Here is a 20,047-nt window from a genome sequence, read left to right on the forward strand (position 1 = left end):
TTATTTTGTTTGAACAAATTTACGGCTATTATGCTATAGGTAAAAATAATTTAAATTATGTTTGTGATAAATATATTTATATCATGGTCAATCTCGAATGGTACAGAACATTTAAATCGGTTTATAAAAATAGGAATTTCTCCTTGGCGGCAAAAGAATTATTTATAAGCCAACCTGCCGTAAGTCAGCAAATTGGAATGCTGGAAGCACATGTAGGGCATAAATTATTTAATAGAAAATCAAAAGGTGTAGACCCCACGGAATATGCTAATCTGCTAAATAACCTCATTATCGAAGCTCTCGACCGTCTCGAAAATGTGGAAAATGGTTTTCGAGCAAAAGCATTTAGTGCCAATCATTTGATAACGGTAGGCATATCACAACATCTATTTAGTAGTTTGGGAAGTGTTTTAATTTCAAAATTTGACTTCATCGATTTTAATTTCCAAGATGATGAGGTATTATTTGAACTGGTCAATTCCAAGAAAATTGATTTTGCAATCGTGACACAGAAGATTGATACTTATGATACAATTCAGCAACGATTAGGTGATATTAAACCAGTTATAATAGGATCGAATTCAATTGATACGACTGAATTGCAAGAATTTTTGAAAGAAAATGATTGGAATGCAACTGAAACTTGGCTAAACGAAAAAAGGTGGTATACGATTGATGCTCGCATTTCGCACATTAAATTATTTTGGATGTATGTATTTGACAAAAAGAGACCTACGTTATTTGCAAACTACATTATTCCATCGGAATATGAAATGATAGAAACGCTAGCCAATAATCATGGAGTAGGTATAACTTGGAGTTGTAATGCTAAATTATTTATCGAGCAGAAAAAAGTAAAGTTGCTTTGGGACAGTGATAAAATGCCCAAAACAACTGTCTATGTTATGTGTCGAAAGAATAATAATTTTGACGAAATCTTAGATGAAATCACCAAACTTCTTCAAGAGACGTTAGCGTAATTACTTTTTGTAAAAATTGTTGTGATCGATGTATTCCCAAACTTTGTTTGGTAATAACGGTTGCACGTTTTTATTAGATTTGATATTCTCACGAATAAAAGTTGAGGAGATCTCTACTACAGGAGCATCAATCATCTTAATTTTTGGGTTGTTTTTGTAATCAAATTTGTCGGTACCATTGACTACACCATCAGCTACGATATCTTTTGTTTCTAACCTTGGATAAACATATAGTGAGTAATTTTTTAAAATTACTTCATAGTTTTTCCATTTATGTAGCGAATTCAAATTGTCCTCGCCCATGATTAATGCAAATTCATAATTTGCATATTTCTCTTCTAGATAAACCAATGTATTAATGGTGTAATTGGGCTGTGGCAATTTAAACTCAATATCAGATGGTCTGAGTTTTGGAAAATCTTCTGTAGCCAAATTAACCATGTGCAAACGATGATAATCGTCTAGCAGTGTAGATTTTTTCTTTAAAGGATTGTGAGGTGTTACGACCATCCAAACTTGATCTAAGTCTGTATGTTCTACCATGTGATTTGCAATAATCAAATGTCCCACATGCATGGGATTAAATGTTCCAAAGTAAAGTCCTATTTTCATATTTTTTAATAATTAGTATCTAATGATTTATAAGTAATGAACTATAATTTGGTTGATTATGGTTAGCAAAAAGCAGATGATATGGCAATTTATGAAAAATTATTAATTTTAGTAAACTATTTATTTACAAAATCATTTACAAGCTGATAGGCTTCATCTAGTGCTATACCCAATTCATAATTCTTAATAACAACGTCAAATTGTGGTGCAGTAGCCAATTCTACGTGTGCTTTGGCAATTCGCATATTAATTTTATCCTCACTTTCGGTCGAACGTTCTTTCAATCGTCTTTTTAATTCGTCAACGCTCGGTGGTTTTACAAAAACAGCCAAGGTCTCATCAGGAAATTTAGACTTGATTCGCAACCCTCCAGCAACATCAATATCAAAAATCACATTTTTACCAAGTGCCCAAATACGTTCTACTTCGCTTTTCAAAGTGCCATAAAAGTTATCTCGGTACACTTCTTCCCATTCTACAAAATCTTCTCCTTTTATGTGGGTTTTAAATTGATCCAAAGACATGAAATAATAATCTTTTCCGCTGACCTCTTCTCCACGAGCTTCACGTGTCGCTGCTGATATAGAGAATTCAAGATTTAAATCATTTTGTTTTAATAAATGCCTAACTATAGTCGTTTTTCCCGATCCTGATGGGGCAGAGAATACAATTAATTTTCCTTTTTTCATTTTATAATAGTACTAGAAATAATGCAATTTTTGGGCAAATAGGTAAGAATTCATTCTTAGCGTATTTGCCACTATTATTACAATACGTTTAAAACTTGTTCTTTAATTTTTTCCAATTCATCCTTCATTTGCACAACTAATTTCTGCATTTGGGCATGATTGGATTTTGACCCCATGGTATTAATTTCTCTTCCCATCTCTTGAGTTATAAACCCTAGCTTTCTACCATTGGCTTCTGTACCATTAATAGTTTCTAAGAAATAATCCAAATGATTGGTCAAACGAACTTTTTCTTCGGTGATGTCTAACTTTTCTAAATAGTAAATTAATTCCTGCTCAAAACGGTTGGTATCTACATTGACAGCCAACTCTGCAATTGCAGTTTGTAATCTATCTTTTATCGCTTGTACTCGTTCAGGGTCCAATACTAACGCTTCCTCCATATATTGACGAATGTTCCCGATACGCAATTGGAATTCTTTCTCCAGTGACTGCCCTTCGTCTCTACGGAAGTTAAGTATGTTTTGTATCGCCTCTTCGATAACAGTTTGGATTTTTGCCCATTCGTTTACGTCGATTTCTTCTCTTTCGGTCTTCATAGTGTCAGGCATACGTATTGCCATCTTCATCAATTCCGTTTCATCAGCTTCTGGATATACTTCTCGCAACTGGTTGATGTATGCCTTTACGATTGGTACATTGACTTTGGTTGATATTTGCTCTGCTGTACTTTCGATATAAATAGAAAAGTCTACTTTTCCTCTTTCGAGTTTTGTAGCAAGTTGGGTGCGTAACCCTAATTCCATTTCTCGATATAAAGAAGGCATTCGAGCATTCAGGTCTAAACCTTTACTATTTAAAGATTTTATTTCTACGGTAACTTTTTTGGTTGGTAGTTGCAAAGTTGCTTTACCAAAGCCAGTCATTGATTGTATCATACTTTTTTATAAGAAAGGGTAAAGGTACGGAAAAAGTTTTTTGGTCATTAAAGTTCTAAAACTAAGCTGCAAATCATAGATAAGTTGTATTGCTGTTGCACTTTTTTAGCATTTAAAAACGATGACCCTCTACTTTTTTTACATTAACATAAGTAGTAAACTGCAAAGTATTTTATAGAAAGCAAAATTAGCTATTTGTACAATAGAATAATTTTCGAATAAAACCATCTTTGATTACCAACAAAATGTAACACTCTATAGAATTATACTAATCCTAGTTTTTTGTGGAGTTTGAGTATGTTTGGCTGAGTATTACCAATAAAAATCTCGTTATCGATCATAAAAACGGGACGACTCAAGAATGTGTAGTGTTCTAGCAAATATTTTTTATAATCTTCCTCGTTAAGATCTTTGTCTTTTAAGTTTAGTGTTTTATACAAAACTGCTTTTTTGCTAAAAAGTGCTTCATAACTACCTGCCAGCTTATACAATTCCTCTAATTCAGTTTCTGTAATTTGGTTTTGTTTGATGTCGTGATAGGCTAAATCAAGGTCTTTGGGTAAGGCTTTGATGATTTTGCGACAAGTGTCACAACTCGCTAAATAATATATTTTGTTCATGATATTGGAATTTCTATTTGCAAAGAAACTTTATTTAAGGCTGAAAATGCTTATTTTTAGCAAAAAAAAATAAATGAAGGATTCAATATTCGAAGTTTCGAAAATACAGCGAAATCTAGCAGGACAATTTTTAGACCATTATTCACTAGAGCAATTAAACACAATACCTGATGGTTACCGCAATAATTTAATTTGGAATATTGCTCATATGGTAGTAACACAGCAATTGCTAGTTTATAAGTTTTCGGGTCTGCCTATGCAAGTTTCAGACGAACTTATAGAACGTTATAAAAAAGGGACAGAAGTTACTGCGCCCGCAACAGCAGATGAGGTTGCAGAAATTAAAGCGTTACTAGTTAGCACAATTGCACAAACAGAGAACGATTATGACAGTGGTCTTTTTGTTGACTATGTCGAATATCCCACATCGACAGGTATGGTGCTTAGAAATTGTGATGACGCACTTAGTTTTAATGTTTTTCACGAAGGGATGCATATTGGGATTATGATGCGTTTGAAAAAATTAGTTTAAAAGTAGAAAGTTAAAAACCCCAAACCGACTGTTTTAAGACAGATCGATTTGGGGTTTTATAATATTTCAGCCAATTGACTATTTAATTGAGAAAGTGAAAGAGGTTTTGCTCTCATATTTTTCTCCTTCTCTCAGCAATGTAGTTGGAAAAGATTCTTGATTTGGAGAATCTGGGTAGTGTTGCGTTTCTAAGCAAAATCCTGTTCTGCGCGCATATTTTTCACCATCTCTTGTCGGTAAAGTTCCGTCTATAAAATTTCCGGTGTAAAACTGCACTCCAGGTTCTGTAGTTTTTACTTCTAGAAATCGACCGCTTAATTTGTCATAAGCCGAAGCTGCAAAACGAAAGCCCTGATCTTGATTGTTTAAAACCCAGCAGTGGTCGTAACCTTTTCCGTTTGTTAACTGTTCATGGTTTTCGTCAATCTCTTTACCTACGATTTTAGATTGTCTAAAATCAAATGGAGTATTGACTACATTTTGCAATTTTCCAGTTGGGATAGAAAATGCATCGATAGGCACAAATTGATCGGCATCGATTACAATTTCATGATCTAAAATAGTTTTCGAAAAATCTGCAGACAAATTGAAATACGTATGTTGCGTTAAATTGATAACTGTACTTTTATCGGTGATCGCTTCATACACAATTTCTAGCGTATTATCTACTTGTAATGTGTAGGTCACATACACGGTCAAATTTCCAGGAAAGCCTTCTTCCATATCCTTACTTATGTATTTAAGTTTGATACTAGAATTCTCTCCGTCATTTGTTGCTTCGACAGTCCACATTATTTTATGAAAACCTTTTGGACCTCCATGTAAATTATTTGGACCATTATTGGCAGCCAGTTTATATTCGATATCATCAATCGAGAATTTTGCATTTGCTATTCGATTACCATAACGACCTATCAGTGCTCCAAAATAAGGATTAGGCTGCATATATTGTTCCAAATTATTAAAGCCGATCACAACGTTTTCTGCTGTTCCTGCAATGTTGGGTACTTTTATAGCAGTGATGATACCACCAAATGTGATAATATCGACCTCCATGCCAGTATGATTTTTTAATTTGTAACTATCAACTTGATCTCCGTTTGGAGTAGTTCCGTATTTTGATTTTTCTATTGACATTTGTATAGGTTTTTAAAAGATAAACGGCAGCTGTATTTACTAGATGATCCCTTTCTCTTTCATTTCAATAGTAACATCAGAAGCATTTTTAAAAGTAGGAGCTTGTTCTATGATACTCGCAACTCTCTTTTTATTTAGTTTGAAAGTCAAATCTTTCTCGGTTGTAAATAATAAAGCCGTCAAAAAGGGATTGTTCATATAAGGAGCCAAAACAGCAAACGTGTCATCAAGAGAATGAAAACTCTCTACTTCTTCGGTTTTGTATTTCTTGATAACCGACATTTTGAAAGCGGTTTCACCTTCAAGTACAGGCCTGATATAGATGTTTTTAAGTTCGGTATCGCCAATGGTTTTTGCCAAAGTTAATTTGGCATAAGTACCGTTGTGAACACTTTCGGTAACTTTTTCCCAAAATTCAGCAAATAGGGGGTTGAATGACATAAGTTGTTATATTATAATGTATAATTTATTCTCCAGTAAATTGTGCTTTTCTTTTTTCTAAAAATGCTGTAGTACCTTCTTTGAAATCTTTTGTAGCAAATGATTGCCCAAATGATTTGATCTCTGTTTCAAAACCGTTTTCACCATCCTTAAAATTAGCATTGATCGCATTGATCGCTTTACTTATGGCTAGTGGTGCATTTTTTACAATTTTTAAGGCAATATCTTCACAAAAAGAAAGCAGTTCTGCCTGGGTAACTACATGATTTACGAGTCCAATTTTAAGTGCCTCATCAGCTGTAATCATTCCTGCGGTAAGAATCATCTCCATCGCATGGCCTTTTCCTACCAACTGCGGCAAACGCTGTGTACCACCGTAACCAGGAAGTAAACCTAAAGTAACTTCTGGTAATCCCATTTTTGCATTCTCAGATGCTACTCGAATGTGGCAAGCCATTGCAAGTTCAAGTCCGCCGCCCAGAGCAAAGCCATTTATAGCAGCTATAACCGGTTTTTTTAAATTTTGAACAAAGTCAAATAATAGCTCTTGACCATGCGCTGCTAATTTGGCGCCATCTTCTTCTGAAAAGTTAGCAAATTCAGCTATATCAGCACCAGCAACAAATGCTTTTTCACCAGATCCCGTTAATAGAATTACGCGAGTTTCTGTGCTTTGTTCTAATGATTTAAAAGCTTCATGCAACTCAGAAATGGTTTCTTTATTTAGTGCATTTAATTTGTTTGGACGATTGATGGTAATCGTTGCTATTTTCTCTTTTGTCTCAACTAATATTGTGTTATAGACCATAATCAAACTTTTTAGGAGTTAATAATGGGCAATGAAACCGTAAAACGAGTTCCTTCACCATAGGTTGACTCAAAGATAATTGTTCCTTTGTAATTTTCAATGATGTTTTTGATAATACTCAAGCCCAATCCCATTCCGCTACTTTTGGTGGTAAATTTTGGCTCAAATACACGTGCGCTATCTTCTGGTTTTATACCGATTCCAAAATCTTTTACAGTGATCAGTACTTTGTCATTTTCGCTCTTTATACCAACAATTACGGTTTTATTTTCCTGATCCTCAGGAATAGATTGAATAGCATTTTTAACCAAATTGGTAATTATTCGAATCAACTGCGTACGGTCTATTTTCGAAATTATTACAGGAGATTCTGCGTTAAAGATTATATGGTCTTCATTAAAAATGTCTAGGGTTAGCTCGACAACTTCGACTACATTCAATGTTTCATTTTGTTGAGCAGGCATAGAGGCAAAGTTCGAAAATGCAGATGCCACAGCACTCATTGTGTCAATTTGTTGAATAAGCGTATCAGAGTAGTCCTTCATCTTCTGAATAATTTCAGGATCACTAGGGTTGAATTTTCGTTCAAAACTTTGTACTGTTAATCGCATGGGAGTCAAAGGGTTCTTAATCTCATGTGCTACCTGTTTTGCCATTTCGCGCCAAGCTTCTTCTCGTTCTCCTTGCGCTAGTTTTACAGCGCTAATCTCAAGTTCGTCAACCATTCGATTGTAGGCCGAAATTAAAGAGTTAATTTCTTTACTACTTGCAGCTAAAACTATTTTTTTGTTTTTCTGGCTAAGCGTAGTTTCGTTCATCTTATCTGAAATTGTTTTGAGAGATTTTGTGATGTACGAGGATAAAAAGTAAGCCAATGCAAAGGCAACGATAAGCATTAAGGAATATACTTGTCCTAAGCGAATCAAGAAACTTTGTAATTCCTTGTCATAAAAACCGTCGTCCTCTATGTAAGGAAGGTTCAAAATTCCTAATGGTTTGAATTTGTCGTCCTTAATTTGAGTATAGGAAGAACGATTTTTTATACTGTTAATGGTTTTGATATCTACATATCGTTTTTCGATAGACGAGCGAACGAGTTTAAGAATGTATTTGGGAATGGGAACGGCAGATTTATCGACAGAAAAAGTTTCTTTTGAACTTTTAAGTAGTATTCCATTCAAGCTATAAATATTTATTTCAATATTATGAATGTGAGCTAACTCGTGAATTTTATCTTTAAATATTAAATCTAAATTATCTGTGGTAAGCGGGTATGTCGTAGTGGCAAGTACATAATTTATATGTTCTCGTACTGCGTTTTCTTTACGTTCTAGTCGTTCTTGATGGTATTCTTTGGCTTCATTTTTAAACTGAATTATGGATATAGAAGCCAATAACGCAGATGCTACAATAATCACTACAATCATCGAAAGGAAAATCCTGATTTGCAGCGAAAGCATTGCTATTTTAAAGTCTTTAAGCATTTTATTGTGATTAGTGAATAGTAATTAGTAAACAGTAAAAGTGCAATGGAGATATGCAATTCACTAATTCCTAATTACTTTTTTTCTCGAATACGTTTGTAGAATTTAAATCCTAACATAATAATCATCGAAAATGCAAAAATTCCAATTACACCGTAAATCCAATTCACTGCATTTTTTAAAACTACTAGAAAAACTACTGCAAAAAGTATTATGGTTGCTCCTTCATTCCAAAGTCTCATAAAGTTAGTTGTGTACTTTACTTCATCATTTTGCAACTGTTTGAAAATTTGCTGGCATTTTCCATGGTATAAATACAGCACAAAAACAAAGCCAAGTTTTACATGCATCCAAGGCATTTGTAACCAAGCATTACCCATAGGGGTAAAAAGGAGCATCCAAAATGCGAATATGCTGGCCAATACAGCCGATGGCCAAGTAATGATGTACCATAAACGATACGTCATAATTTTGTATTGCTTTTGTAATATTTCTTTTTCAGGTGATGGTTTATCGGCAGCTTCAATTTGGTATACAAACAAACGTACGATATAAAACAAGCCGGCAAACCAAGTGATTACAAAGATGAGGTGTAATGATTTGAGATAATTATAATATTCCATCTGAAGTCTTTATTTTTTGTAAATTCATTTCTCTTCTAAGATAATATGCGGTTAGCAGGGTAGATAAGGTATCTGCAATTGGGAATGCAACCCAAACACCAAAAATACCGAAAAAGTTTGGTAGTATAAGTATAAGCGGAATTAAGAAAAAACCTTGCTTACTTAGAGTAAGTAACAATGCTTTTTTGGCCATTCCAGCAGCTTGGAAGTAAGCAGCACCAATTAATTGAATAGCAATAATAGGAGAAGCTGCAAAAACCCATCTCAAAGCGGTGGTCGTATTGGCATTTACCATTACATCATGAGTAAATATTGCTACAATCTCTGATGTGAAATAGAGAATGAAAACGTATATCACAGTTGCTAATATCGCTGCGTATTTTATGGAGATCATGATACTCTCATTCACTCTCAAGTAATTTTTTGCTCCGTAATTGTAGCCTGCAATCGGTATAAATCCTTGTGTAATGCCTAAGATTGGGAACAAAGCAAACATTAACATTCTGCTCACGATACCATAAACTGCGATAGACTGCTCACCACCGTAATCATACAACGTATGATTAATTATGATCGCCAAAATGCTTATTACACTTTGCCTAGAGAAGGTTACAAAACTCAATTCGGTAATTTCCTTAACGATAGAAAAGTTTAATTTGAAATGCCTCGCTTTTAGTTTTAAATCACTTTTGTATAAAAAGAACCAAAGAACAAATAAGAAACACATAATGTAAGAAATGGTAGTCGCCATAGCGGCTCCAAACATTCCTAAATTCATTAATTTGATAAAAACGATATCCAAACCAATATTTACCAAAGCAGGAATGATCATCGCAATCATAGCAAACTTTGCTTTTCCTTCGGCTCGAATAATATTATTTCCCATCATACACAAGGCCAAAAAAGGTACAGAAAAAAGAATCGGATAGAAAAATTCTTCTGCCAGTTGCATTATAGAACCTTTGGCACCAAAAAGAAGTAAAACGCTTTCGCTATAAAAAACGCATAATATCAAAAACACTACTGATAATAGTAGTGTCATTGTAATTTGATTTGCAAACGTAGTTTCTGCTTTTTCTTTGTCTTGTGAGCCCAAAGCTCGTGATAGTACAGATCCACCACCTACACCAATAGCCATTCCCAAAGAGGAAATTAAAAAAGTGATAGGCAATACAACTGTGACTGCAGCGATAGCTAAAGAACCTATCCACTGGCCTACAAAAATAGTATCTATTAAAATGTTAACCGAAAGAAATAGAATCCCTACAGATGCTGGAACAGCTTGTTTTACCAAGAGTTTCTTTATGTCTTGCGTTCCTAATTCCTCGGCTGATACGGCCATTTATACGATGCTTTTTTCGGCAACAGCCCATTCTTTAATCCAATTGCTAACTGTTTGACACCATTCGTCACCATCATTTAAACAAGGAACAGCGAGAAATTCTTCGCCACCGTGCGCTTTAAATTCGTGGTTGGCTTCCATTGCAATTTCTTCCAATGTTTCAAGGCAATCAGATACAAAAGCAGGGGTTACAACGGCCAATTTTTTAATTCCTTTTTCAGGCATTTTATTTACCTCTACATCAGTATAAGGTGTAAGCCATTTGTCACCAGCTAACCTAGATTGAAAGGTTTGGCTGTATTTTCCTTCGGGTATGCCTAATAATTTGACAACTTGCTTGGTTGTTTCATAACATTGATGACGGTAGCAAAACTCATGAGCAGGTGATGGCGTGTTGCAACAAGATCCATCTATTTTGCAATGTGATTTTGTAATATCCGTTTTACGTATGTGACGTTCGGGAATACCGTGGTATGAAAATAAAAGATGATCATAATTAAAACCACTAAGATGCCCTTTTATAGAATCTGCTAAATTTTTAATGTAGTCTGGTTTGTTGTAAAAAGCAGGAACATGTGTAAACTTCATTGTTGGGAAATGCTTTTTACGCAATTCTTCGGCTAGTTCTACAATTGTTGTTGTAGAGGCCATAGCGTGTTGTGGGTACAACGGGAAAAGCATAACTTCATCTACACCTTTATTATGTAATTCTAGTAAGCCAGACAACAAAGAAGGATTACCGTAGCGCATCGCTAGTGAAACAGGTACATCTACTAGTTCTTTTACTTTGGCATGCATTCTTTTTGAGATCACTACTAGGGGAGAACCTTCGTCCCACCATATTTTAGCATACGCAGCAGCAGATTTTTTAGGTCTTGTTTGCAAAATAATACCTCGTACTAGTAAAGCACGCAACAAAAATGGAACATCAATCACATATTTATCCATTAAAAACTCATCCAAATACGGTTTTACATCTTTTGGAGTCGGACTTTCTGGTGACCCTAAGTTTACTAATAATACGCCTTTCATATTTCTAATACTTTATATTTTAAATTAAAACTTTCTATAATTCTACTTGTAGAAAGAATTGGTGTCTCTAATAATGAATTGCAAAAATACAGTAATGACTTTGTTGTCTACTTGCAATTAACTCATTTTTATTTATTGTTTAATACTCAAAATCGATACTGCTAAGTGGCGGGATTAATCGACATTAAATACTTTTTGGGTGTAGTGCCAAATTTCTTTTTAAATGCAGCTATAAAATGACTACCAGTGCTATATCCAATTTTCAATCCTACTTCATTAACATTATAGGAGCCGCTATCGAGTAATTTTCGAGCAAAATCCATTTTGTAATCAAATAGAAAACCATAAACTGTGTCTCCATAAATTTGTTTGAAACCCATTTTCAACTTTTTCAAGTTCAATCCTATTTGGTCAGCCAGTTCTTGTAAGCCGGGTGGTTCCGACATGTTTGAAATAATGATTTCTTTTGCTTTTCGAATTTTTATAACATTGTCTTCATCTGTAAGAAATGGACATTGTTCTGCATTTGGATCTTCGGTGCGATTAAAATACAGACTCAAAAGTTCGTAACCTTTACCCTTATAATACAATTTCTTTATCGAAGGATGTAAATTATAATGAAATAATTGGCTTAATACAATTGCCATTGATGGGCTGATGTTACCTTCATTATAATATTTTTTGTCTTTATTATCTCCACTTAAAAAAGTAATATAATTGGCTTCTGAAGAAAATAAGGCATGAAATTTTTTAATCGAAACAATCAAAGAGATAGCCCACGAATTTGGCGCTAATTCCAAATTTATTGGCAGCTCTTTCTGTGGGTTGTAAAGTAGTAATGACTTTTCTTCCTTTAGTTCTAAAACATAACTTCCTTGATTGAATAGAAACTTTGCGTTTCCTTTTAATCCAAAGTGAAACTGTATCATCCCGCTGTCAATTTCATGTTGTCCTAAGAAAGGTTGCGCACCATCATTTTGGAACCGGATAAGTATAAAATCATCTTCAATCTTTATAATTTCTTGTGAACCCATAGCGACATTTTTTTTGTGTAAAGATGACAAATATCAGGTTGTTTTATTTGGAAAGAATCTAAATAAGACAGTTGTTGCCACCTGATTATAGTACAAAAATAGGAATAATTATAAAAAAATAGCCGTTTTTAGTCAAAAAAACATATAGCGACATAAAAAGAACTTCTAGCGTTGTTTTTATCAAAGCTATAGTGATAATTTTGCGTCACTTTCTTGAAAAGTGCAATTATGGAAAACAACCACACATCAAAACAACACTATTTTTACGCCGTTGGATTGAGCTACAAAAAAGCAGATGCTGCAACCAGAGGTAAGTTTAGTTTAGATTCTCTTGCTAAAACTCGTCTTTTGGAACAAGCAAAAGAGGAAGGCATCGAAAGTTTGGTGGTTACTTCTACTTGTAATCGAACAGAGATTTATGGTTTTGCAGAACATCCTTTTCAATTAATTAAATTGATTTGCGAAAACAGTAATGGTACCGTAGAAGAATTTCAATCTGTCGGTTTTGTATATAAAAATAATGAAGCTATCAGTCATATCTTCAAAGTTGGTACAGGCTTAGACAGTCAAATTTTAGGAGATTTCGAAATTATTGCACAAATTAAAACTAGTTTCATCCATGCAAAAGCTTTGGGGCTTGTAAATACTTTTATGGAGCGTTTAGTAAATGCTGTGATTCAAGCAAGCAAAAAAATCAAAACAGATACTGAAATTAGTTCAGGTGCGACATCAGTTGCTTTTGCTGCCGTACAATACATCTTTAAAAATGTAGAAGATATAGGTAATAAGAATATCTTGCTTTTTGGAACGGGTAAAATCGGTCGAAATACTTGCGAGAATTTGGTTAAACACACCAAAAACGAGCACATCACTCTAATAAATAGAACGAAAGATAAAGCAGAAAAGCTGGCAGGTAAATTAAACTTAATTGTTAGAGATTATTCAGAGTTGCATTTAGAATTACAAAGAGCTGATGTTTTGGTAGTCGCTACAGGTGCACAAAATCCTACTGTTGATAAGGCTATTTTAAATTTAAAGAAACCACTGTTGATCTTAGATTTATCGATTCCTAAGAATGTAAATGAAGATGTTGAAGAGTTAGAAGGAGTTACTTTAATACACATGGATTATTTGTCTCAATTGACAGATGAAACTATAGAGAATAGAAAAAAACACATACCGCATGCCGAGGCTATTATTGAGGAGATAAAAGAAGAATTTATCACTTGGACAAAAGGACGCAAGTTTGCTCCAACAATCAATGCGTTGAAAGCAAAACTGAACGATATAAAAACTGCAGAATTAAACTTTCAAAGTAAAAAAATTGCAGGATTCAATGAAGAACAAGCGGAGATTATAAGTGCTAGAATTATTCAAAAAATTACCACTCACTTTGCTAATCACTTAAAAGATGAGAGTACTATGGTAGATGAAAGTATTCAATGGATTGAAAAAGTTTTCAAAATTGATGCTTTGGTAAAGTAGGGAATAACAATTAACGAAACTTATTTCTCAATAGTTTACTACAATAAACTTGTTTTGAAATCAATACATAAAAATGGCAGATAAAACAATACGTATAGGTACCCGTGATAGCGAACTTGCACTTTGGCAAGCACATACAGTAGAGAAAAAACTGAATGACCTAGGTTATAAAACTGAAATTGTAGCTGTAAAATCTACGGGAGATGTCATACTTGACAGACCTTTATACGAATTAGGAATCACTGGAATTTTTACTAAGACTCTTGATGTTGCCATGATTAATGGTGCTGTTGATATCGCTGTGCATTCTATGAAAGACGTGCCTACTGCATTACCGATTGGTATTGTACAAGCTGCTGTTTTGGAGAGAGCTAATACGGTTGATATTTTGGCCTACAAAGGTACATTGGATTTTTTAGAGGGCAACGGAACAATTGCCACCGGTAGTTTGCGTCGCCAAGCACAATGGTTAAATAAGTATCCAAATCACAAAGTGGTTGACTTAAGAGGTAATGTCAATTTGCGAATGCAAAAATTGGCAGACAACGACTGGAATGGGGCCGTATTTGCTGCCGCAGGACTAGAACGTATCAATTTAAATCCCGAAAATCACATTGCTCTAGATTGGATGATCCCTGCGCCTGCACAAGGTGCTATGCTCGTTGTAGGGATGGGGAATGACAACTTTACACTTGATGCTCTCTCAAACTTAAATGATATTGAGACAGAAATCTGTACTTATATTGAGCGTCAGTTTTTGAAAACGTTAGAAGGAGGTTGTACAGCGCCAATTGGTGCTTTGGCAACTTATAATGATGAAGAAGATACCATTCATTTTCAAGGAGTTTTATTTTCGCTAGACGGAAAAGAAAAATTAGAGGTAGATAAAATTGTTCCTATCGAAGAATGGAAAAAATTGGGATTCTACTCAGCTCAAGAAGTTTTGAATAATGGTGGAACAAAATTGATGATAGAAATTAAAAATAACTTGAAAAAATAATGAGTCAAATAAGCATTTTATCAACCAAAACATTATCTGCAGAGCAAAGACAAGTATTTATCGATGCTGATTTTGACTTACTAGAGCAAGATTTTATCGAAATAAAAAATAATCTTTTTGTATTGGATAAAATCAATGACAATTTGATATTTAGCAGTCAAAATGCAGTTTTGAGTTTAATGGAGCAAACTGATTGGGAAGTCTTAAAAACTAAAACGGTTTTTTGCGTTGGGATTAAAACTAAAGATTTACTAGAACAAAATGGTTTTTCGGTTGCAGTATATATGGACTACGCCTCTGAATTGGCTGAAATCATTACTTTAATCTATAGTAAAGAGAACTATACTTTTTTTAGCGGGAACCTGCGAAAAGAGACCCTACCTCAGGCTTTAAAGGAGGCTGGAGTTATTTTTAACGAAATTGAGGTTTACCAAACAACTTTAGCTCCTTTTAAAATATCAGATCAAGAAAATTTTGACGGAATCATGTTCTTCAGTCCTTCTGCTGTAGAAAGTTATTTGAGCAATAATAAGATAAAAAAAGAAATTTGTTTTTGCGTGGGTACTACCACAGCAAAAGCTTTGGAAGATAATAAAATTAAAAACATCGTTATTGCGGAGATTCCAACAATTGAAGATGTTATTGTAGAAGTGATGGATTATTACAATCCAGAAGAAACAATCGAGCCAACAATCTAATTTTCGAAAATCCCTTAACCGTTGCGACGGCGAATAAAAAATATTGAATTATGTTAAAAAATGACTTGTTTTTAAGAGCATTAAAAGGAGAAACAGTTCAACGCCCACCTGTATGGATGATGCGTCAAGCTGGTAGGTATTTACCAGAATTTATCGCATTGCGTGATAAATATGATTTTTTCACTCGCTGTCAAACTCCAGAGTTGGCTGCCGAAATCACCGTACAACCTATTCGTAGAATAGCTCCAGATGCAGCGATTTTATTCTCAGATATTTTAGTGATTCCACAAGCCATGGGAATTGATGTAGAGATGAAACCAAATTTTGGTCCTTATTTACCAAATCCTATTCGTACCATTCAAGATGTAGAGCGCGTAATTGTGCCTGATGTTCACGAAACATTAGGATACGTTTTTGACGCGATTAAATTGACTAAGGAAATGTTGAATGATGAGGTGCCATTAATTGGATTCGCAGGTTCGCCTTGGACAATTATGTGTTACGCAGTAGAAGGACAAGGGTCTAAAAGCTTTGATAAAGCCAAAGGATTCTGTTTTCAATATCCAGAAGCAGCACACGTTTTATTGCAAAAAATTACAGATACCACTATTTTATACCTAAAAGAAAAAGTAAAAGCGGGAGTAAATGCCGTTCAAATTTTTGACTCTTGGGGCGGAATGTTATCTCCAGTAGACTATCAAGAATTTTCTTGGAAATACATTAACCAAATCGTTGAAGCACTTGCTGATGACGCTCCGGTAATTGTTTTCGGAAAAGGATGTTGGTTTGCTCTTGGCGAAATGGGAAAAAGCCGCGCTTCTGCATTAGGAGTAGACTGGACTTGCTCGCCTAGAAATGCAAGATATCTTTCTGGCGGAAACATTACTTTACAAGGAAATTTTGACCCATCAAGATTGTTATCACCAATTCCGGTGATCAAGAAAATGGTTCACGAAATGATTGACGAATTTGGTAAAGACAAATACATTGTGAATTTAGGTCACGGTATTCTACCAAATATCCCTGTAGATCACGCCAAGGCATTCATTGATGCTGTGAAAGAATACGGACAATAGTAAAGAAGTTTGCAGTCACAGTTTTCAGTTCTTTGTAACTTAAAACTATGACTGGCACTGAAAACTCAAAAAAACATGCTAAGCAAAGGAATAAGAGACGAGACGAAAGTAAAGATCGACAATATGTTGGCCACTTTACTTTCTTTGGTTTTTGTACCCAAATTTTGGAACATTGAAGACACAAGTTTAATTGATAATCAATTGACAGATTTTGGTTTAACAACCGCTATTCTTGACCAAATTGAAGAGAAAGATTTGATTAAATTGTTAGATAAGTACGAAATGGATTGGGAGCAAAAGGAACAATTTGCTGATTTCTTAATAGGTTATTCAATTGGGAATCAGTTTGACTATAAAGCAAAAGCCTTATCTATTTACGAACGTATTCAGGTAGATAGTAAGACGTTCTCGTTTGAGATTGCAAGGAAGATTAACAATCTGAAAAAAATAATGTAGCGGTAACTTATATTTAATGCTAGAGTAACTTTTTTGAAATTTTAGGTCCTAATTTAGTTAGGTATAACTATTAAGAAAACTAAAATGAAAAATATTCTAACTATTGCATGTATGAGTGTAATGCTATGTTGCTGTAAAAAAGAAAATACTGCTGTTCAGGAAGCTGAAAGTAGTACAACTGATACACTAATTACTGATTTAAAGACAACAGCAAAAGAATCATTACTATTAGAAACATTTGATTGGTCAAAAATACCAGAATCAACAGCAGACATAGGCGTTTTTCCTTATATATCTGCGCCAGAAGGCTTTATTGTTAAAGAAGAGGGAAGTATAGAAGTTGCTAAAAACGGAATGACAAATTTTTTCGATTTCAATAAATTGTATATCTATAATGGCAATTCTTTTTTTAGCGCTGAAGGGAAAAAAGCTAGTTTGTATTTGATTATGAAAGATGTAAATGCTGAGTTTAATCAATTAAAATTTGATAAGAGCGTTGATAATTATTTGAAGAAAATAGGAGCGGTTTTAGTATTTGAAGGCAAAATACCTGCAGAGAAGTTAGATTCGCTGCAGCAAACAGAAGAAAAAGCAGCATACAAATACATTCAAAGTGCCGGAAGTCCTTATGACAATCCAGTTCGGAATTATGCTTTGAATCATAAAAACGGAAAAATATTTTTTCAGTTGGGTTCTAATTCTGCGCATTCTGAAATAGGAATTATAGCATTAGAAGGTTTTAAGCAAACCATTAAAGCACCAACTGCTTCAGAAATGCAAAAAGAAATTGAAACCAAAGGGAAAGCGGTTTTGCATATTAATTTCGATACAGATAAAGCCACTTTACAACAAGACGGGCAAAAGAATGTTGATGAGATTTTTGCCTTATTAACAAATAATTCAAAACTAAAACTATCAATCGAGGGACATACAGACAATAGTGGAAGTGTGGAGCATAATAAGCAGTTGTCAGCCGATAGAGCAAATACAGTGATGTATGCTCTAGCTGGAAAAGGAATAGATATAAACCGTTTAAAAGTAATAGGATTTGGTGCTGAAAAACCGTTGATTACCAATACCACAGAAGAAAACAAAGCTAAAAACCGCAGAGTCGAATTGGTGAAGTTTTAAAATAGAAATATAGAATGAAAAATAAATTTTTTACCTACATACAAAACCTTCAAGATACCATCGTTGCAGGATTAGAAGCTGTCGATGGTCAAGCCAAATTTAAAGAAGACTTATGGGAACGCCCAGAAGGTGGCGGTGGACGCACACGTGTAATCGAGAACGGGAACGTTTTTGAAAAAGGCGGTGTCAATATCTCAGCCGTTCACGGAAAATTGCCTGAAGCTATGCAAAAGATGTTTGGCGTAGGCGAAGCTGATTTTTTTGCATGCGGACTAAGTTTGGTTTTACATCCAAAGAACCCTATGGTGCCTACCGTTCATGCCAATTGGCGTTATTTTGAAATGTACGATACTTCGACAGAGCTAAGTACAAGTCCAAGAAAAGTAATTCAACAATGGTTTGGTGGTGGTCAAGATTTAACTCCGTACTATTTATTTGAAGATGATGCAACTCATTTTCACCAAACCTGTAAAACAGCTTGCGATAAGTACAATCCTGATTTTTATCCAAAATATAAAAAGCAATGCGATACTTATTTCTGGAACGCACATCGCAATGAAGCCCGTGGAATAGGAGGTTTGTTCTTTGATTATTGCAAAGAAACAGAAGAAATGAAAATGGAAGATTGGTTCAACTTTGTGTCTGAAGTGGGGAATAGTTTCCTTCAGGCTTATGTGCCAATTGTAGAGAAAAGAAAAGAGTTGCCTTATACACCAGCACAAAAAACATGGCAAGAAATTCGTCGCGGGCGATATGTCGAGTTCAATCTGGTTCACGATAAAGGGACTTTATTCGGCCTAAAAACTAATGGAAGAATTGAATCTATTTTGATGTCTTTGCCACCGCATGTACAATGGGTTTATGATCATCATCCAGAGGAAGGGAGCGAAGAACAAAATTTAGTTAAAGTACTAGAATATCCAAGGGATTGGGTTTAAATTAGCGTAAAGCTATTTAACCTAAACATTAATAAGATGGATAGAAGAGAGAAATATTCAGCACAGTTAGAGAGAATGAATTCTGGTAATGGATTTATTGCTGCATTAGATCAAAGTGGCGGTAGTACACCAAAGGCACTTGCTCAATATGGCATTGAAGAAAGTAGATTTGCAAATGATGAGGAAATGTATTCTCTTGTTCATGAAATGCGAACACGTATTATTAAGAGTCCAAAATTTAATAGTACATATATAATTGGTGCAATATTGTTTGAAAACACAATGGACCGAAAAATTGATGGAGAATGGACCGCAGATTATCTTTGGGATAAAAAAGGGATAGTACCATTTTTAAAAGTTGACAAAGGTTTATCTGAGCTTAGTGACGGGGTTCAAATAATGAAACCCATCACAAATCTAGACGCTTTGTTAAGTCGTGCTGTTGAGAGAAATATTTTTGGAACTAAAATGCGCTCTTTTATTAAGGAGGCAAACAGTAGAGGAATTCACAACGTAGTCAAGCAACAATTTATGACTGGCCTTCAAATTTTTGAAAAAGGATTGGTGCCTATCATTGAACCAGAAATTGACATCAATAGTAGTGATAAAGTAAAAGCCGAAGAAATCTTAAAAGCTGAACTAAAACAGCATCTTGACGCGCTAGACGAAGGGGTAAAGGTAATTTTAAAATTAACACTTCCTGAGATTGATAACTTTTATGGCGAATTACAATTGCATCCAAATGTTGTTCGTGTGGTGGCATTATCAGGCGGCTATTCAAAAGAGGAAGCCAATAGAAAATTAGCTGCTAATCATGGATCAATTGCAAGTTTCTCGAGAGCGTTAGCTGAGGGCTTAACTGCTGATCAATCTAACGATGATTTTAATACGATGATTGATCAAAGTATTAGCGAAATTTATCAAGCATCTATAACGTAGTAAAAGAAGTAATTAGTCATAAGAATAATAGCGCTTTAGAAGATAATCTATA

At 34.5% G+C, this 20,047-nt stretch carries 22 protein-coding genes; 10 read left to right on the top strand and 12 right to left on the bottom strand.

The window, feature by feature from the left end; genetic code table 11:
- Positions 1–5: 5 nt before the first annotated feature.
- Positions 6–980, top strand: coding sequence for a LysR family transcriptional regulator (locus tag LXH21_RS06155; protein WP_239863381.1), 975 nt, complete (start codon positions 6–8; stop codon positions 978–980).
- Here LXH21_RS06155 and nadD read toward each other — a convergent pair whose 3' ends face one another.
- From nadD to LXH21_RS06175, 4 genes are all read right to left on the bottom strand, one after another.
- Positions 981–1,592, bottom strand: a complete 612-nt coding sequence (gene nadD / locus LXH21_RS06160; protein ID WP_239863382.1) for a nicotinate (nicotinamide) nucleotide adenylyltransferase — start codon at positions 1,590–1,592, stop codon at positions 981–983. It abuts the gene before it with no gap.
- A 116-nt stretch (positions 1,593–1,708) separates the two neighbouring features.
- A complete protein-coding gene (gmk, locus tag LXH21_RS06165) occupies positions 1,709–2,281 on the bottom strand; it encodes a guanylate kinase (protein ID WP_239863383.1) in 573 nt (190 codons plus the stop codon).
- 77 nt (positions 2,282–2,358) lie between these two features.
- Positions 2,359–3,219 (bottom strand): YicC/YloC family endoribonuclease, encoded by an 861-nt coding sequence (locus LXH21_RS06170; RefSeq protein ID WP_239863384.1) that lies wholly within the window; start codon positions 3,217–3,219, stop codon positions 2,359–2,361.
- A 263-nt stretch (positions 3,220–3,482) separates the two neighbouring features.
- Positions 3,483–3,839 carry an arsenate reductase family protein gene (locus tag LXH21_RS06175; RefSeq protein ID WP_239863385.1) on the bottom strand — a complete coding sequence of 119 codons (357 nt, stop codon included), beginning with the start codon at positions 3,837–3,839 and terminating at the stop codon, positions 3,483–3,485.
- A gap of 73 nt (positions 3,840–3,912) precedes the next feature.
- Between LXH21_RS06175 and LXH21_RS06180 the strand changes: the two genes are divergently transcribed.
- A complete protein-coding gene (locus LXH21_RS06180; protein ID WP_239863386.1) occupies positions 3,913–4,371 on the top strand; it encodes a DinB family protein in 459 nt (152 codons plus the stop codon).
- A 78-nt stretch (positions 4,372–4,449) separates the two neighbouring features.
- Here the strand turns inward: LXH21_RS06180 and LXH21_RS06185 are convergent, their stop codons facing one another.
- The 8 genes from LXH21_RS06185 to LXH21_RS06220 form a co-directional block, all read right to left on the bottom strand.
- Entirely contained in the window at positions 4,450–5,508 is a 1,059-nt protein-coding gene (locus LXH21_RS06185) for an aldose epimerase family protein (protein WP_239863387.1), read from the bottom strand.
- Between the two features lie 39 nt (positions 5,509–5,547).
- Positions 5,548–5,949 (bottom strand): hypothetical protein, encoded by a 402-nt coding sequence (locus LXH21_RS06190; protein ID WP_239863388.1) that lies wholly within the window; start codon positions 5,947–5,949, stop codon positions 5,548–5,550.
- Between the two features lie 25 nt (positions 5,950–5,974).
- Positions 5,975–6,757, bottom strand: a complete 783-nt coding sequence (locus tag LXH21_RS06195) for an enoyl-CoA hydratase/isomerase family protein (protein WP_239863389.1) — start codon at positions 6,755–6,757, stop codon at positions 5,975–5,977.
- An 11-nt stretch (positions 6,758–6,768) separates the two neighbouring features.
- On the bottom strand, positions 6,769–8,184 hold the full coding sequence (locus LXH21_RS06200) for a sensor histidine kinase (protein ID WP_394799569.1): 1,416 nt from the start codon (positions 8,182–8,184) through the stop codon (positions 6,769–6,771).
- A 131-nt stretch (positions 8,185–8,315) separates the two neighbouring features.
- The gene (locus tag LXH21_RS06205) at positions 8,316–8,864 is read right to left on the bottom strand and encodes a CopD family protein (RefSeq protein WP_239863391.1); all 549 of its coding nucleotides are present in this window, start codon (positions 8,862–8,864) and stop codon (positions 8,316–8,318) included.
- A complete protein-coding gene (locus LXH21_RS06210; RefSeq protein ID WP_239863392.1) occupies positions 8,851–10,206 on the bottom strand; it encodes an MATE family efflux transporter in 1,356 nt (451 codons plus the stop codon). Before LXH21_RS06210 ends, LXH21_RS06205 begins: the two co-directional genes overlap by 14 nt.
- On the bottom strand, positions 10,207–11,238 hold the full coding sequence (gene hemH, locus LXH21_RS06215) for a ferrochelatase (RefSeq protein WP_239863393.1): 1,032 nt from the start codon (positions 11,236–11,238) through the stop codon (positions 10,207–10,209). It abuts the gene before it with no gap.
- A gap of 161 nt (positions 11,239–11,399) precedes the next feature.
- On the bottom strand, positions 11,400–12,272 hold the full coding sequence (locus tag LXH21_RS06220) for an AraC family transcriptional regulator (RefSeq protein WP_239863394.1): 873 nt from the start codon (positions 12,270–12,272) through the stop codon (positions 11,400–11,402).
- 228 nt (positions 12,273–12,500) lie between these two features.
- On the opposite strand from LXH21_RS06220, the gene hemA reads away from it, so the two are divergent.
- The 8 genes from hemA to LXH21_RS06260 all read left to right on the top strand — a co-directional run bounded on the left by hemA (position 12,501) and on the right by LXH21_RS06260 (position 19,995).
- On the top strand, positions 12,501–13,757 hold the full coding sequence (hemA, locus tag LXH21_RS06225; protein WP_239863395.1) for a glutamyl-tRNA reductase: 1,257 nt from the start codon (positions 12,501–12,503) through the stop codon (positions 13,755–13,757).
- Between the two features lie 73 nt (positions 13,758–13,830).
- The gene (gene hemC, locus LXH21_RS06230; RefSeq protein WP_239863396.1) at positions 13,831–14,757 is read left to right on the top strand and encodes a hydroxymethylbilane synthase; all 927 of its coding nucleotides are present in this window, start codon (positions 13,831–13,833) and stop codon (positions 14,755–14,757) included.
- Positions 14,757–15,455, top strand: a complete 699-nt coding sequence (locus LXH21_RS06235; protein ID WP_239863397.1) for a uroporphyrinogen-III synthase — start codon at positions 14,757–14,759, stop codon at positions 15,453–15,455. Before hemC ends, LXH21_RS06235 begins: the two co-directional genes overlap by 1 nt.
- A 50-nt stretch (positions 15,456–15,505) precedes the next feature.
- Entirely contained in the window at positions 15,506–16,531 is a 1,026-nt protein-coding gene (gene hemE / locus LXH21_RS06240; RefSeq protein WP_239863398.1) for a uroporphyrinogen decarboxylase, read from the top strand.
- Positions 16,532–16,606: 75 nt separating this feature from the next.
- Complete coding sequence (locus LXH21_RS06245; protein ID WP_239863399.1) at positions 16,607–16,987, top strand: hypothetical protein; 381 nt, start codon at positions 16,607–16,609, stop codon at positions 16,985–16,987.
- An 84-nt stretch (positions 16,988–17,071) separates the two neighbouring features.
- Complete coding sequence (locus LXH21_RS06250; protein ID WP_239863400.1) at positions 17,072–18,118, top strand: OmpA family protein; 1,047 nt, start codon at positions 17,072–17,074, stop codon at positions 18,116–18,118.
- 14 nt (positions 18,119–18,132) lie between these two features.
- The gene (hemF, locus tag LXH21_RS06255; RefSeq protein ID WP_239863401.1) at positions 18,133–19,056 is read left to right on the top strand and encodes an oxygen-dependent coproporphyrinogen oxidase; all 924 of its coding nucleotides are present in this window, start codon (positions 18,133–18,135) and stop codon (positions 19,054–19,056) included.
- Between the two features lie 36 nt (positions 19,057–19,092).
- Complete coding sequence (locus tag LXH21_RS06260; RefSeq protein ID WP_239863402.1) at positions 19,093–19,995, top strand: fructose bisphosphate aldolase; 903 nt, start codon at positions 19,093–19,095, stop codon at positions 19,993–19,995.
- The last annotated feature ends 52 nt before the right edge of the window (positions 19,996–20,047 follow it).

Origin of the sequence: Flavobacterium algicola (genome assembly GCF_022399565.1) — a bacterium.
GTDB lineage: Bacteria > Bacteroidota > Bacteroidia > Flavobacteriales > Flavobacteriaceae > Flavobacterium > Flavobacterium algicola.

Excerpts from the sequence above, each read along its gene's own strand:
- hemH (WP_239863393.1), bottom strand. The coding sequence starts at position 11,238 with ATGAAAGGCGTATTATTAGTAAACTTAGGGTCACCAGAAAGTCCGACT.
- LXH21_RS06200 (WP_394799569.1), bottom strand. The coding sequence starts at position 8,184 with ATGATTGTAGTGATTATTGTAGCATCTGCGTTATTGGCTTCTATATCC.
- gmk (WP_239863383.1), bottom strand. The coding sequence starts at position 2,281 with ATGAAAAAAGGAAAATTAATTGTATTCTCTGCCCCATCAGGATCGGGA.
- LXH21_RS06170 (WP_239863384.1), bottom strand. The coding sequence starts at position 3,219 with ATGATACAATCAATGACTGGCTTTGGTAAAGCAACTTTGCAACTACCA.
- LXH21_RS06185 (WP_239863387.1), bottom strand. The coding sequence starts at position 5,508 with ATGTCAATAGAAAAATCAAAATACGGAACTACTCCAAACGGAGATCAA.
- LXH21_RS06205 (WP_239863391.1), bottom strand. The coding sequence starts at position 8,864 with ATGGAATATTATAATTATCTCAAATCATTACACCTCATCTTTGTAATC.
- LXH21_RS06195 (WP_239863389.1), bottom strand. The coding sequence starts at position 6,757 with ATGGTCTATAACACAATATTAGTTGAGACAAAAGAGAAAATAGCAACG.
- LXH21_RS06190 (WP_239863388.1), bottom strand. The coding sequence starts at position 5,949 with ATGTCATTCAACCCCCTATTTGCTGAATTTTGGGAAAAAGTTACCGAA.
- hemC (WP_239863396.1), top strand. The coding sequence starts at position 13,831 with ATGGCAGATAAAACAATACGTATAGGTACCCGTGATAGCGAACTTGCA.
- LXH21_RS06235 (WP_239863397.1), top strand. The coding sequence starts at position 14,757 with ATGAGTCAAATAAGCATTTTATCAACCAAAACATTATCTGCAGAGCAA.
- LXH21_RS06175 (WP_239863385.1), bottom strand. The coding sequence starts at position 3,839 with ATGAACAAAATATATTATTTAGCGAGTTGTGACACTTGTCGCAAAATC.
- LXH21_RS06250 (WP_239863400.1), top strand. The coding sequence starts at position 17,072 with ATGAAAAATATTCTAACTATTGCATGTATGAGTGTAATGCTATGTTGC.
- hemA (WP_239863395.1), top strand. The coding sequence starts at position 12,501 with ATGGAAAACAACCACACATCAAAACAACACTATTTTTACGCCGTTGGA.
- LXH21_RS06180 (WP_239863386.1), top strand. The coding sequence starts at position 3,913 with ATGAAGGATTCAATATTCGAAGTTTCGAAAATACAGCGAAATCTAGCA.
- hemF (WP_239863401.1), top strand. The coding sequence starts at position 18,133 with ATGAAAAATAAATTTTTTACCTACATACAAAACCTTCAAGATACCATC.
- LXH21_RS06210 (WP_239863392.1), bottom strand. The coding sequence starts at position 10,206 with ATGGCCGTATCAGCCGAGGAATTAGGAACGCAAGACATAAAGAAACTC.
- LXH21_RS06260 (WP_239863402.1), top strand. The coding sequence starts at position 19,093 with ATGGATAGAAGAGAGAAATATTCAGCACAGTTAGAGAGAATGAATTCT.
- LXH21_RS06245 (WP_239863399.1), top strand. The coding sequence starts at position 16,607 with ATGCTAAGCAAAGGAATAAGAGACGAGACGAAAGTAAAGATCGACAAT.
- LXH21_RS06220 (WP_239863394.1), bottom strand. The coding sequence starts at position 12,272 with ATGGGTTCACAAGAAATTATAAAGATTGAAGATGATTTTATACTTATC.
- hemE (WP_239863398.1), top strand. The coding sequence starts at position 15,506 with ATGTTAAAAAATGACTTGTTTTTAAGAGCATTAAAAGGAGAAACAGTT.
- nadD (WP_239863382.1), bottom strand. The coding sequence starts at position 1,592 with ATGAAAATAGGACTTTACTTTGGAACATTTAATCCCATGCATGTGGGA.